The following is a 12,708-nucleotide window of genomic DNA, read 5'->3' as shown; positions in this document are numbered from 1 at the left end:
CGATTATGTTAAAAGCAGTAATATTAGATGATGAGGTTAAGGGTAGTAAATTGCTCAGCCAGAAGTTAGAGTTCTTTGAAGATGAGTTGCAGGTTGTCGGCATTTTTAATCAGTCGGCCAAGGCATTAAATGCCGTTATTGAACTGAGACCTGATGTTCTTTTTTTAGATGTAGAAATGCCAGGAATTAATGGTTTCCAGTTTTTAGAGCGTTTGGGCAGTTTCGATTTTGAAGTCATTTTTACTACGGCCTATGACAGTTATACACTTGAAGCACTTCGCTTAAGTGCCGTTGACTATCTGCTTAAACCAATTGATGAAGAAGAACTCGAAACCGCAATTACCCGATTAAGAAAACGAGTAGCAGAAAAATCCAATTACAAGGCCCTGAAAAAGGAAAAGATCAATAGCAATCGCCTAGCCCTAACTACTGCCGAGGGCGTATATGTTGTTGATAAGACCAATATTATCAGAGTTGAAGCCATGAGCAATTATAGCGTCTTCATATTGGCAGGAAGTAAAAAAATCGTAGTGTCCAAAACCCTAAAAGAATATGAACAGATATTGGACGATGAGTTTTTTACACGGATCAGCCGTTCGGTGATTATCAATTTAGCCTGTGTAGTTAAATATCGCAAGGGCGATGGAGGGACTTTAGAGCTTTCTGACGGCTCAGAGGTAGAAGTATCCGTTCAGAAGAAGGACATCTTACTCCAAAAGCTCTTTTAAGTACCATAATCAATAAAAGCCAACTAAATCGGACCCACGAAAACAACGAAGAATATTTAAAAAAAATAACAAGCTTAAAAAAGTAAATTATGAAGATAAAGAAAACATCCCGACGTGAAGCAATGCAGCAAATGGGTTTATTGGCTGCGGCACTGTGTAGTCTTCCTTTAGCTTCATGTGGTACCCCAGGTAAGGAATCAGCAGTTGATGCAGCGACAACCATTGCTCCAATACCCTTTTTAATTCCTCCAAATGCATCGCTTGAAGTTGGGCCTCTTGGTAGTAATATGAGGACATTGATTCGTAGCGCACAGACTAATACACAATTTTCTTGTGTAGAGGCCATTTTGGCTCCTAAGAAAATTGCAGGTTCTCCCCATAAACATGACCGCCTGGATGAACTGATGTATGTTTTGGAAGGAACAGCTTCGGTCTTAATGGACGATAAAGTGGTCACAGTTCCTGTTGGAAGCTGGCATTTAAGACCCAGAGGGATTGTTCATGTAGTATGGAATTCGGGGAATGAAAATTTACGACTGATTGACATGTATTTTAATCAAAATTTTGAAGATTATTTAGAAGAATTATATCATAAGATTATACCCGAGGTTATTGAACGTAAAATATCTTTCGAAGATCCAGGAATTGCAAAACGTGTAGCTGAATTGGACAAAAAATTTGGGCTTACTTACTATCCCGAACAAAGTCAAGCAATAGTCGAAAAATACGGATTAAGCTAAGAAATAATTTGTCAGGAAAACAATCAAGCTATCGTTGCCGGCAAATATCAATTGTACCTGCCAGCAGAACAACAGTTAATTGACGAAATCAACAAAGAGATCAAAAACCGAAATGAGTAAAACAACTATTCAATGGGTTTTACGGGCTTTGGAATTTCCCTTACTTCTACTTTTCCACCGTATAACAGAACCGGGCAGGCTTTTGCAAGCGCCAAAGCCTGTTCCATGCTATCTGCGCGGAGAACAATATTACTTACCACTTTAAGGTTGTCCGATAAAACCGTTTCTTTTTTCAGGGATTTCTCATTCCCCGTTACCGTATAACTTTCGCCCGGAAAGGCAAAACTTAGCACATAAACACCATCTGCTTTCCATTTTTCAATTAATTTGTCCCAGAGCGGCCCGGCCGATTTTACCTGTTCGGTAGAGTAGGTGTCGGGTACTCTTACCAATAAACTGTACTGTTTCTGTGCATAAGTTTTTCCACTGATGAGGGCCATGCAAATCACAACTGCTGCTGATAAACCTGTTTTCATTTGTCTTAATTTTTTAATACAAATATCAATCTGCAGCCTACGCAATCATTGTAAAAAATCATTGATTTACCAATAGAGGCCTGAGTTGAAAAATTCTGTTGGGGCCTGGCCGGTGAAAAGTTTGAAGTCTTTATTGAAGTGGGGCTGATCGTAGTAGCCGTGCTCAAATGCAATATCAGTAAAGGAGCCGGAGCCAGGATTTTGGCCAATGATAGCTTTTAGTTTTATGATGGAAGAAAATTGTTTTGGTGTAGCTCCAACTGCTCTTCTGAACCGTTTTTCAAAAGCATCATTGCTGATATATAAACTCTTGGCCAATTCCTTGATCCTGATTATCCCATTGCTGGAATGAATTTTATTGATGGCTTCCAAAACAAGCTTATCCGGTTTATTGTAGAACAATTTGTCGCATAAAAACTGCTCTACAATGGCTATTTTTGCCAGGTTGTCCGGGGCTTCGCTTAAACGCTCTTCCACAATTGAAATTTCTGATCCCGGAAAAAAGTTGTCTAATGAGATGCTTTGCTCAAATAACCCATGAAGCGGAGGTTTGAAAAACGCCGGCAACCCTGTTTCTTCAAACTGTACAATTAAAGCCGATGTTTGAGCTGCATAATTGAAAAGTCTTACAGATTTTCGCAAACCCGAAAAGGTTGCGGCAGGTAAAGTTGTTTTCCACCCCTCGGTGATAGACGAAATTTGACCCTTAAAGCGAAATGCAAGCGCAAATGAAGTATCTGGCACAACCCTGTTGGTCTGCTCATCTCCACTTTCAATGATTTTATACGCCTTAATAAATGGCCTTAATGGCACAGCAGGCATATACGTCTCCATCTTCATTGTTTTCTGTTGCCTTTTAATTTGTTTGATACGCTAAGTTAATGAATCCGGCTCAGGCACAACTAGAAAAAAACTTAAATTGGTGGTAGTAGTATTAAACATTCACTGACTTTAGTAACAGGCGTCTTAATTTTTTTGTCTTCTATGTATTCCAACTCCATAGGCTATGAGCAGGGGTACGGTTAAGATCATAGAAAGTCCGGTTAAAAGCATAAGTATCATATACGATGCATCGTGAGGGGAGGGGTTTCTAACCCCTCCCATTATTGCAAAAACAACTCTGTGCAGGTTTAAAACTGTAAGGGTGGAAATAATTAAACAAATGGGCATTAGGGTAACCGTCAGGATATTTCCTATACTGAGCCTTGTGAAGTGTTTCAGGAAATAGTAAAGCAATGAAAGTCTCCAGGTCGCTACGATTGCAAGAAACCAAACATTCATAGCGTTTGCAGATGGCATGGAAAAAAAACGCTCTACGGGTATGGCGTAAAATATCGCCGGGAAAGAGGTCAGCGAAATAAAGGTCAGTACTGTAAAATAGCTCCAATTTTTTACCCGAAAAGGAATCAATATAACCCAGATAAAGGCCGCCAGAACAAAAATGTAAATTACAGAACCTAAGCCCAGATGCTGTAATAAACTTGCACCGCCATCGTCCCAATAACGTCCCATACCAACTATCCAGGTGCCAATCAGACCTGCAATAAAATGGGTTTTGTTAAAATTTAACATTTCTTCCCTGGTTAATTTGAAACTTAACAGGCGGATAATGGTTTTGAATAGGTTCATATGGTTAAAGCGTTTATCTTGTTTTTAAGTGTTTGCCTGAATTTATTTTTTCTTTCTTTTACAGCCTCGACAGCGTATATGTCCGACATCAACTCCTGGAAACTGTTTTCTAATTCTTGTACGGAAAAATTCTTTGGAATGAAGTTAACGTCAAATAATGTGCATTTATCCCAGTAATTTTCAGTTAGCAATCTGTTTTCCTGTTTGAGCTGTTTGTAGAGGTTGGTTCCGGGAAAAGGGGTGAGCAGTGTGATCTGAACTTCAGATAAATTGCTGGCTTTAATAAATTGTTCAGTCTCTTTAAATGTATCTTTTGTATCGGTATCGAATCCAAGTATAAAACAACCATTTACAGAAATGCCATAAGATTGAATTTTGTCGATAGATTTTAGATAATTGTCAAATTGTTTGTACTTCCAGTCGTTTCTATCAACCCCCTTTAGTCCCTTTGCCTTCGAGGTTTCAAGGCCGATCAATACCTGCGCACAATTTGCTTTGGCAAGCAGCTCCAGCAATTCATCATCATATGCAACTGAAATATCGGTTTCTGTAAACCATTTCATTTTGTAATTGGCAAAAAGCCTTAATAGTTCCTTCGACCAGACTTTGTCTACAAAGGTGTTGTCATCGGCCAACTCAATAAATGGACGTTCCCAAACTTCAAATATTTTATGAATTTCTCTTTCAATTTGAGCGATCGGCTTCTTTTTATAAGCACTTATGGTACGTGATGCTGCGCAAAAATTGCAATGCAGCGGACAACCCCTTGTTGTCTGTATGGTTAGCCTGTTGTATTTTGAAATATCGAGAAGTTCATATTTTGGGACTTTTGTAGCATTAAAATGAAATGTGTAGTCGGCGTTTGATAGCGAACTGTAAAAGGGCTTCAGCTTATTTTGTTCGTAATCCGAAAGGAGTTTTTGCCAAATGATTTCTCCTTCGCCCTGAATCACACTGTCGGCAAAATTCATGGCTTCGTTTGGTAAGGCAGAAACGTGCAATCCTCCGATCACGACTTTGATCCCTTGTGCCCTGAATTTACCCGCTAATGAATAGGTCTCATTAATTCTTGCAGTTAGCGATGAAAAGGCAATTATATCGGGCTCTGCATTTATGATTTCATCTATTTCTGAAGCTGTATAGCTGTCCAGTTCTTTATAGATAACCTGCCAGTGATCTGGAGTATAGGCGGCAAGCGTCAGCAGGCCCAGACTTGGAAGACTTGCGATCACTTTACTCCTGTCTACAAATCCCGGTAGGGTCAGGCCCAACTCCAGAAGCTTTTTGTTGTATACCCTTACCCCGCTCATCGAAACCAATATAACTTTAAATGGCCTTATCATAGTTTGGGTGCTTTATTGTAGGTTTTTTGTCCAAATAAGATTAAAAGCTAATTTAAACAAAAGCGTAACATAAAGCACTCATCGTCGCCCTTTCTTCGGGCGGGCCCTGCAAGCTTGCGCCGAAGTCCGTGCCCATCCATATCTCAACCTCAACAAAATTCCTTATATTTGCGGCTATGAAAAGGATCGCATTTGTTTTCATTTTTACATTGCTATCGGCAATTGCGGTGAGCAACACGGCCAGCGCGCAATGTGCCATGTGTAGCGTTAACGCAGAGCAAAGCGTTAAAAATGGCAATACCCAGGGAAAAGGACTAAATAACGGAATTTTATACCTGCTGGCCATTCCTTATCTGCTGATTACCGGTGTTGGGATATTATGGTATGTTAAATACCGCAAAAAGACAATCGGCTATGGGCAAAACATCTAAGCTTTACGCCATCGTAAATGGCAAATGCCCGCAATGCCGTCGTGGCAACATCTTTACCGGCAGCCTATACGGTTTCAACATCCAGCGTACCAACGAGGTATGCCCGCATTGCGGACAGCGCTTTGAAATAGAGCCAGGTTATTTTTATGCTGCAATGTATGTGAGTTATGCCATGAATTGTGCGGAGATGATCACACTTGCAGTAGCTACTTATGTCCTTTCAGGGGGAAATCTCGAGTTCGAATCCTTTTGGCTGTACATTACTGTAATTTTTACAGGATGTTTACTTTTGGCCCCCTTTAATTATCGCTATTCACGGGTGATTTTACTACATTGGCTTTCTCCAAAAATAAAGTACAACGCCTATTACGATAAGCCATGATTAAGTCAGAAACACTTGCTTTTATTGCTGATGTAGCAAAAAATAACAACAGGGAATGGTTTGCTGAAAACAAAGAAAGGTATGAACTAGCCAAAGCAGATGTGCTGGCCCTGATTGAGCAGCTCATACCCAAACTTGCTGCTGTAGATCCAAAGTTTGCTATAGATACCCCGGCAAAAAAATGCCTGTTGCGTATTTACCGTGATGTAAGATTCAGTAAAAATAAAGACCCCTATAAAAACAACTTTGGGATTTCCTTTAACATTAAAGGGAGTGATATCCATAGTGCAGGTTATTACCTGCACATACAACCAGGCGAGTGTTTCTTCGCGGCCGGGTTCTGGATGCCCGAAGCTGCAGTGCTGAAAAAGATCAGGGAAGAAATAGATTACAATACTTCCGAGTTCCTGGAAATTGTTAACGATAAAAACTTCAAACGTCTTTATCAATTGAGCAGGGAAGATACCCTTAAAACAGCGCCGAAGGGTTACCCTGCAGACCATCCCCAGATTGAATTCCTGAAGCTGAAAAGTTTTATTGCTATCTATCCTTTAAAAGACGAGGACTTCTTAAAACCAGGAATCGTGGATAAGTTGAAAACTGCTTTTGAAAGTGTATATCCCTTTATCCTATTTTTGAGGAAAGCTGTTGATCAGTAACACAAATGAACCTAATGATCTGGCTGCCTTCTGAAAAAAGGGAGTATGCAGGTCTATAATCCTTAAAACCCAATAACACTAATGAAAAAAATCAGTTTGTTTTTATTTGTTGCATTGCTGGCCAGTGCATTTACTTCCTGTGTGGTACTGTCGCCCAAAAAGTATAAAGCCCTGCTGGCCAAACAGGATTCTTTAAACAATGGCTGGACCCAATCACAGCTCATGAACGAGAACCTGGAAAGCCTGATCGCCAAATTGAGGAAAGATACGACCGGACTAAGCAGTGCGTTGAACGACATGAAGAACAAGTACTCGGAGATGGACAACAATTACTCCAAATTGCGCAGCAACAGTTCTAACGAGATCAATAAACTATCGGCCGATCTGAAGAAACGCGAGCAGCGTTTGAAAGAAGTGGAGGAGATCCTGCGAAAACGCGATGAGGCCACCAACAAACTTAAAGAAAAACTGCAACAGGCCCTGCTTGGCTTTACCAAGAGCGGTTTAACGGTTGAGATCAAAAACGGTAAGGTATATGTTTCTTTAACAGATAAACTGTTGTTCCCATCAGGAAGTATCATTATTGATGAAAAAGGCAAGCAGGCCTTAACCCAGCTGGCAGATGTACTGAAGCAACAACCGGAGATTAACATCGCGGTTGAAGGACATACCGATTCGCAGAAAATCACCAACCTTGGGCAGATCAAAGACAATTGGGACCTGAGCGTACTCCGCTCTACATCGGTAGTGAGGTTCCTTACCGAAATATGCAAAGTGCAGCCAGTGCGCATGACCGCAACCGGGAAAGGCGAATACCAGCCTTTAGGTCCAAATACCAATGCCGAAAACCGCAGCAAGAACAGAAGGATTGAAATTGTACTTTCACCAAAACTGGACGAATTGTACGACCTGATTAAGCAGTAACCCTTTAAAACCTTTGCAATGAGTTGCCTAAAAGTGTAAAATGCTTTTAGTCAACTCATTTTTGTTTTATAGCATTTGTTTTTTTATATTCGGGTACGTAACCAATATCTGATGCCTAAACCTGTTTATACCAACCTGACCGACCGGCAGCTGCTCGATTTATTACAGCAGGGCAATGAAGCTGCACTGGCCGAAATTTATGGGCGGTATTGGTCCAAATTGTACCTGCAGGCCTATAATGTGATCCGCGACAGGCAAATCGCCGAAGATATTGTTCAGGAGGTTATTGTTCAGCTCTGGATGAAACGTTCGGTAAACGAAATTGCTTCTTTAAATGCCTGGTTCTATACCTGTGTCAAATACCAGGTTTTTAAAGCGCTCCCGATAGCCAGGGCCAAAATAAATACTATAGAAGCCCCGATGGCTTTTGTATCAGATACGGACAGCCTGCTGATGACCAAAGATTTCCAGCGGCAGCTGGATGAGGCGGTGGCCAAACTCCCTGCCAAATGCAGGGATGTTTTTAATTTAAGCAGAAAAGATCATCTTTCGACCAAAGAAGTTGCCGTACGCCTCGGCATATCGCCAAAAACTGTAGAAAATCAGCTTACCATTGCGCTTCGGCGGATCCGCTTTGCGCTGGAGCGAACATCCCCGCTTTAATTTTTTTTATTCCCTTTTGGGGGTAAGCGGTTGTATCTGGTACTTACAGTTTATAACCATGGACAGAAAAGAATTTGAACATCTTGCAGCGCAGTTCCTGAAGGGCAAGCTCAGTACCCAAGAAGAGCGGCGCTTATTTGAGCATTATGATGCCCTGCAGCAAGAGGAGCGCAGTTGGGACGAAAGTGCCATGGGCGTAAAAGATGAAGTACAAAATGTAGTATACGGCAAGGTTTTACAGGAATTAGCGGAGTATAGGGAACCCGATCAATACCGCAAAAGCAGGAATATCTTTTTAAGCTGGAAAGCAGCGGCCGCACTTATTGCCATAGTTTCGGTTGCTGCGTTATTTTTTTATGTAAGAACCCCTGCAGAAAAACCATTAAAAAAGGAGGAAGCTCCGGCGCTTGTTCAGGATATTGGTCCGGGCAGCAATAAGGCTGTCTTAACACTTGCAGATGGTTCGCAGGTTGCACTGGATAGTGCAGGGCCGGAGGCTGTTTACCATATGAAAGCAGCTGCGCCAGCAGCGGCAAATGAACAGTCCGCATACAACACCATCAGTACCCCGCTTAGCGGGCAATACCAGCTGGTGCTTGCCGATGGGAGTAAGGTCTGGCTCAATGCAAACTCTTCCATCCGCTTCCCTATAGCCTTTAGCCAGACCGAACGAAGCGTAGCCATAAAAGGAGAAGTTTATTTTGAAATCGCAAAGGATAAAAAACGGCCGTTCAAAGTGCAATCAGGCACACAGCAGCTGGAGGTACTGGGTACGCATTTTAATGTGAATGCCTATGATGATGAAGCCGAGATTAAAACAACGCTGCTCGAGGGGATGGTAAGGGTAAGCGCGCGTGGCCATACAACGATACTGAAACCCGGGCAGCAGGCCCGTTTGTCGGGCAGTACCGGCCAGATGGATGTGGTTAAGGTAGACATTGAAGAGGCGGTATCCTGGAAGAACGGCTATTTCATTTTTGACAATGAAGAGATCCACAGTGTAATGCGAAAAATATCGCGCTGGTACGGGGTGGAAGTAGTTTATGCCAATGCACAGATCAGCGAAAATTTTGGAGGTACCATATCGAAGTTTGAAAATGTATCACAGGTACTCAAAATACTGGAAGCAACAGGAACCATTCACTTTAAAATTGAAGGGAGGAAAATTATAGTTATGTAAACCTGCCAGAACATACAATGGAGGTAAAAAACCAGGAGCGGGTCGAGCGCTCCCGGAAGCTTTGAGCCCATTGATTGATAAACAAGCAATATTCACCACTCAAATTATTCAAATGTATGAAATTTAATCTATTACACTTGCCTGGTGCAGGCTGCCCGGTATTTTATAAATTTCTTTTAGTAATGAAGCTGACATTGATTTTACTCTTAACGGCCCTGATGCATGTACATGCTGCTGGTTACGCCCAAAAAATTACTTTGGTAAGCAAAAATGTGCCACTTACCGAGGTTTTAAAGGAGATCAGGAAGCAAAGCGGCTATAGTTTTGTGTACAATCAGAAGAGTTTAAAAAGCGCCAGAAATGTAAACCTGAATGTTAAAGACCTGGATATACACGAGGTTTTGCAGCTGTGTTTTAAGGAACAGCCCTTTACTTATGAGGTACTGATGAAAACCGTAATCATTAAGGAATTCAAAGGGGAAAAGCCCTTGCTGCAGCAGGCCGATATTAAGGTTACAGGTACAGTTACAGATATAAAGGGAATAAGCATCCCCGGTGTAAGTGTTAGGGTAAAAGGGCGCAATGCAGGAATATCTACCGATATATCCGGGAAATATGCCATTAATGCACCTGAAAATGGAACGCTGGTGTTTTCTTTTGTGGGCTATGCTACCCAGGAAGTTGCCGTAAACAACCAGACCATCATTAATGTAAAACTGCGAGAAGATTCCACGGCTTTGGAAGAACTGGTAGTGGTGGGTTATGGTACCGTCAAGAAGAGCTCACTTACGGCTGCCATTTCGAAAATTGAAAACAAGAACCTGGACCAGATCCCGGCAGGGCGTTTTGAAACCGCGGTGGTTGGGCGCATGGCAGGGATCAATATTTCAACCACGCGTGCAAGACCAGGCGAAGCCCCCATAATCCGTATCAGGGGAGCCTCATCACTGGATGCGGGAAATGAGCCGTTGATCGTAATAGATGGTTTCCCGGGGGGAAGTCTGGACAACGTGAACATGAACGATGTAGCGTCCATGGAAGTATTAAAGGATGCTTCTTCGGCTGCCATTTATGGTTCACGTGGCTCGGGCGGAGTAATCATTATCACCACAAAAAAAGGAAAAGCAGGTAAGCCGCAATTGAACTTTAATGCTTACACTGGTATGGCCAAAGCTGTAGGTCATGACGACTGGATCAGCGGGCAGGAATATTATGATTATGTGCTACGCTACCAGAACAGGGAGTATGTTTGGGCTGGAGGTGATCCAACCATCCCGGTATGGGGCGATGCAAGACGACCTGCGGCCTACCAGGTGAACCCTGTGATCAAAGAAGGCAACGTAAACTGGCAGGATGAAGTACTGGAAACTGCACCCATACAAAACTATAACCTCTCTGTTTCGGGGGGGAGCGATAATGCCAAATATTATGTTTCCGGTACATTTAAAGATGAAAGGGGAACCATCAGAAATACAGCTTATACCAGTTATGCCGTTCGTGCCAATGTAGACCTTAAAATAAACAACACACTCAATATGGGCTTTATGCTGAGTCCCAATTATAACAACCGCAGGAACCTGGGGCTGGGTATTGAAGCTATGGTTAAGTACCCTCCTTTTGTAGCGGTTAAAAATCCGGATGGCACCTATCCCAAAGCCCGCGATTACTGGGGCATTGTGGTTACAGGCGGGCTGAACCCTATGGCCGTGCTGGATGCCACTAAAAATTATACCAATGCCATGAACAACGTTGGTGAAATCTATGTTGGCCTGGACATTTTGAAAGGGCTGAAACTAAGATCCTCAGTAGGCGCCAACATTACCTATACCACCAATGAAGTGTACCAAAGTGCCTTTGGAAATGCTACCAATGCAGCAACCGGATCGGCGGCCGATACCAGGAATTTTAACCTGATCAACGAGAACGTATTGAGCTATAACAAGAGCTTTAGCGGCGGGCATAGCCTGAGCGGTATACTGGGTGCTTCTTTCCAGAAATCAAAGACACGTGCTACTGCTATGGGTATCGTTGCCGGCAGTTTTAGCAATGATGTGATAGAAACACTGAACTATGCAGTGATTTCGCCAACACTTACACGCACCAGCAAAACAAGCTGGGGGCTTGCATCTTATTTCGGCAGGATCAATTACGATTTTAAGGAGAAGTACCTGCTGGCCGCCTCTATGCGTACCGATGGCAGTTCCAGGTTTGCCCCGAACAACAAATGGGGCTTCTTCCCTTCGGCTTCCGTAGCCTGGCGCGTTTCCAAAGAAGATTTTTTTAAAGAGAACAAACTGGTCAGTAATTTAAAACTGCGTGCCAGCTATGGGGTTACGGGTAATTTTAACATCCCTGATTTTGGTTACCTGGGTGGGATAAGCGATGTGTATTATGCGCCAAACGGCGTGCTTACCAAGGGGCAGGCCCAAACTACTTTTGGCAATAAGGACCTGAGGTGGGAAGAAAACCGGAGTTATGATGTGGGAATGGAGCTTGGTCTATTTCGTGATCGGATAAATATAGTTTTTGACTATTACAATAAAAATACCAGTGATTTATTGTACCTGGAATCCATACCGGCAACCACAGGTTTCATTACCTCCCTTAGAAATACCGGGGAAGTAAACAACAGGGGGATAGAGTTGGAGGTCAACACCAAAAACCTAACCGGGGCCTTTAAATGGGAAACCTCTTTTAACCTTACCCGTAACCGCAACAAGGTGGTCAGCCTGGGTGGGGTAAATGAACGCATCAATACCGATACCTTTGGCATGAGCTGGATCCTGCGCGTTGGAGAGCCCATGTTCTCCTATTACGGCTTTAAATCCATAGGGGTATTGCAGGATGCAAATGACGTGGCAAATTCGCCGATACTGGCGGGTTCGCTGCCAGGAAATACCAAATACGAGGATGTGGTTAAAGATGGGACCATCAACTCATCCGACAGGGTAATTCTGGGCAGTTTTCATCCCAAGCTGTTTATGGGCATGGTCAATGATTTTTCCTGGAAGAATTTCGATTTGAGTATTGTAATGCAGGCTTCCCTGGGGGCCAAAATGTATAATTTTGAAAACGAATATTACCAGGGTGCCCTTGCCGGTGCCATGCGCCGCTCTCTGGTAGAAACCCAATGGTGGTCGGCCGCCGAGCCTGGCGATGGCAGAATGCCTGGTGCTGCTTTAAGCAAACTAACCTGGCAGGCCAATTCTGATGTGTATATAGAAGATGCCTCGTTTTTAGCAGTAAGGAACCTGAACCTGGGCTATACCCTTCCAAAGGCTATTGCCCAGAAACTGCGCATGCAAAGTTTCCGCATCTATACCTCTATCAGCAATCCGTTTATGCTTACCAAAAAAGGTTTTCATGGTTACAATCCCGAAGGTTATACGATGGGAGAGATTGGAGGCCTAACCAGCAAGCCCGGTTATAACGGCGGCTCCGAACCTATAAACAGAATCTATACCCTGGGTTTGAATGTAAACTTTTAAAGCCA

Annotated in this window: 13 protein-coding genes; 9 read left to right on the top strand and 4 right to left on the bottom strand. The window is 42.8% G+C overall.

The annotated features are described in order from the left end of the window. The first annotated feature begins 5 nt into the window (after positions 1 to 5). Positions 6 to 728, top strand: coding sequence for a LytR/AlgR family response regulator transcription factor (locus tag ABIE26_RS13325; RefSeq protein WP_310142198.1), 723 nt, complete (start codon positions 6 to 8; stop codon positions 726 to 728). Between the two features lie 89 nt (positions 729 to 817). After that, positions 818 to 1,468, top strand: coding sequence for a cupin domain-containing protein (locus tag ABIE26_RS13320; protein ID WP_310142199.1), 651 nt, complete (start codon positions 818 to 820; stop codon positions 1,466 to 1,468). Positions 1,469 to 1,593: 125 nt separating this feature from the next. Here ABIE26_RS13320 and ABIE26_RS13315 read toward each other — a convergent pair whose 3' ends face one another. The 4 genes from ABIE26_RS13315 to ABIE26_RS13300 all read right to left on the bottom strand — a co-directional run bounded on the left by ABIE26_RS13315 (position 1,594) and on the right by ABIE26_RS13300 (position 4,976). Beyond that, positions 1,594 to 2,004, bottom strand: coding sequence for a hypothetical protein (locus ABIE26_RS13315; RefSeq protein WP_310142200.1), 411 nt, complete (start codon positions 2,002 to 2,004; stop codon positions 1,594 to 1,596). A gap of 66 nt (positions 2,005 to 2,070) precedes the next feature. After that, positions 2,071 to 2,844 carry a helix-turn-helix domain-containing protein gene (locus tag ABIE26_RS13310; RefSeq protein ID WP_310142201.1) on the bottom strand — a complete coding sequence of 258 codons (774 nt, stop codon included), beginning with the start codon at positions 2,842 to 2,844 and terminating at the stop codon, positions 2,071 to 2,073. A 126-nt stretch (positions 2,845 to 2,970) separates the two neighbouring features. Then, a complete protein-coding gene (locus ABIE26_RS13305) occupies positions 2,971 to 3,633 on the bottom strand; it encodes a hypothetical protein (protein ID WP_310142202.1) in 663 nt (220 codons plus the stop codon). After that, on the bottom strand, positions 3,630 to 4,976 hold the full coding sequence (locus ABIE26_RS13300; protein WP_310142204.1) for a B12-binding domain-containing radical SAM protein: 1,347 nt from the start codon (positions 4,974 to 4,976) through the stop codon (positions 3,630 to 3,632). Before ABIE26_RS13300 ends, ABIE26_RS13305 begins: the two co-directional genes overlap by 4 nt. A gap of 176 nt (positions 4,977 to 5,152) precedes the next feature. Between ABIE26_RS13300 and ABIE26_RS13295 the strand changes: the two genes are divergently transcribed. The 7 genes from ABIE26_RS13295 (at position 5,153) to ABIE26_RS13265 (ending at position 12,703) form a co-directional block, all read left to right on the top strand. Further along, positions 5,153 to 5,407, top strand: coding sequence for a hypothetical protein (locus tag ABIE26_RS13295; RefSeq protein WP_084237957.1), 255 nt, complete (start codon positions 5,153 to 5,155; stop codon positions 5,405 to 5,407). Continuing rightward, entirely contained in the window at positions 5,391 to 5,789 is a 399-nt protein-coding gene (locus ABIE26_RS13290) for a DUF983 domain-containing protein (protein WP_310142207.1), read from the top strand. The genes ABIE26_RS13295 and ABIE26_RS13290 overlap by 17 nt, the downstream gene beginning before the upstream one ends. Continuing rightward, positions 5,786 to 6,448: a DUF2461 domain-containing protein gene (locus tag ABIE26_RS13285; protein WP_310142208.1), complete on the top strand. Its 663-nt coding sequence runs from the start codon at positions 5,786 to 5,788 to the stop codon at positions 6,446 to 6,448. The genes ABIE26_RS13290 and ABIE26_RS13285 overlap by 4 nt, the downstream gene beginning before the upstream one ends. A gap of 81 nt (positions 6,449 to 6,529) precedes the next feature. Continuing rightward, positions 6,530 to 7,372, top strand: a complete 843-nt coding sequence (locus tag ABIE26_RS13280; protein WP_310142209.1) for an OmpA/MotB family protein — start codon at positions 6,530 to 6,532, stop codon at positions 7,370 to 7,372. A gap of 111 nt (positions 7,373 to 7,483) precedes the next feature. After that, a complete protein-coding gene (locus ABIE26_RS13275) occupies positions 7,484 to 8,035 on the top strand; it encodes an RNA polymerase sigma factor (RefSeq protein ID WP_310142211.1) in 552 nt (183 codons plus the stop codon). A 58-nt stretch (positions 8,036 to 8,093) separates the two neighbouring features. Beyond that, positions 8,094 to 9,215, top strand: a complete 1,122-nt coding sequence (locus ABIE26_RS13270) for a FecR family protein (RefSeq protein WP_310142212.1) — start codon at positions 8,094 to 8,096, stop codon at positions 9,213 to 9,215. 182 nt (positions 9,216 to 9,397) lie between these two features. Continuing rightward, complete coding sequence (locus tag ABIE26_RS13265) at positions 9,398 to 12,703, top strand: TonB-dependent receptor (RefSeq protein WP_310142213.1); 3,306 nt, start codon at positions 9,398 to 9,400, stop codon at positions 12,701 to 12,703. The last annotated feature ends 5 nt before the right edge of the window (positions 12,704 to 12,708 follow it).

This window comes from Pedobacter africanus, assembly GCF_040548825.1.
Taxonomy (GTDB): domain Bacteria; phylum Bacteroidota; class Bacteroidia; order Sphingobacteriales; family Sphingobacteriaceae; genus Pedobacter; species Pedobacter africanus_A.
The sequence above is the reverse complement of the archived record's forward strand: the minus strand, read 5'-3'. Positions and strand labels throughout refer to the sequence as shown.

Bases quoted from the DNA above. Each gene is read 5' to 3' on its own strand.
- ABIE26_RS13325 (WP_310142198.1), top strand. From the start codon at position 6: ATGTTAAAAGCAGTAATATTAGATGATGAGGTTAAGGGTAGTAAATTG.
- ABIE26_RS13320 (WP_310142199.1), top strand. From the start codon at position 818: ATGAAGATAAAGAAAACATCCCGACGTGAAGCAATGCAGCAAATGGGT.
- ABIE26_RS13315 (WP_310142200.1), bottom strand. From the start codon at position 2,004: ATGAAAACAGGTTTATCAGCAGCAGTTGTGATTTGCATGGCCCTCATC.
- ABIE26_RS13310 (WP_310142201.1), bottom strand. From the start codon at position 2,844: ATGAAGATGGAGACGTATATGCCTGCTGTGCCATTAAGGCCATTTATT.
- ABIE26_RS13305 (WP_310142202.1), bottom strand. From the start codon at position 3,633: ATGAACCTATTCAAAACCATTATCCGCCTGTTAAGTTTCAAATTAACC.
- ABIE26_RS13300 (WP_310142204.1), bottom strand. From the start codon at position 4,976: ATGATAAGGCCATTTAAAGTTATATTGGTTTCGATGAGCGGGGTAAGG.
- ABIE26_RS13295 (WP_084237957.1), top strand. From the start codon at position 5,153: ATGAAAAGGATCGCATTTGTTTTCATTTTTACATTGCTATCGGCAATT.
- ABIE26_RS13290 (WP_310142207.1), top strand. From the start codon at position 5,391: ATGGGCAAAACATCTAAGCTTTACGCCATCGTAAATGGCAAATGCCCG.
- ABIE26_RS13285 (WP_310142208.1), top strand. From the start codon at position 5,786: ATGATTAAGTCAGAAACACTTGCTTTTATTGCTGATGTAGCAAAAAAT.
- ABIE26_RS13280 (WP_310142209.1), top strand. From the start codon at position 6,530: ATGAAAAAAATCAGTTTGTTTTTATTTGTTGCATTGCTGGCCAGTGCA.
- ABIE26_RS13275 (WP_310142211.1), top strand. From the start codon at position 7,484: ATGCCTAAACCTGTTTATACCAACCTGACCGACCGGCAGCTGCTCGAT.
- ABIE26_RS13270 (WP_310142212.1), top strand. From the start codon at position 8,094: ATGGACAGAAAAGAATTTGAACATCTTGCAGCGCAGTTCCTGAAGGGC.
- ABIE26_RS13265 (WP_310142213.1), top strand. From the start codon at position 9,398: ATGAAGCTGACATTGATTTTACTCTTAACGGCCCTGATGCATGTACAT.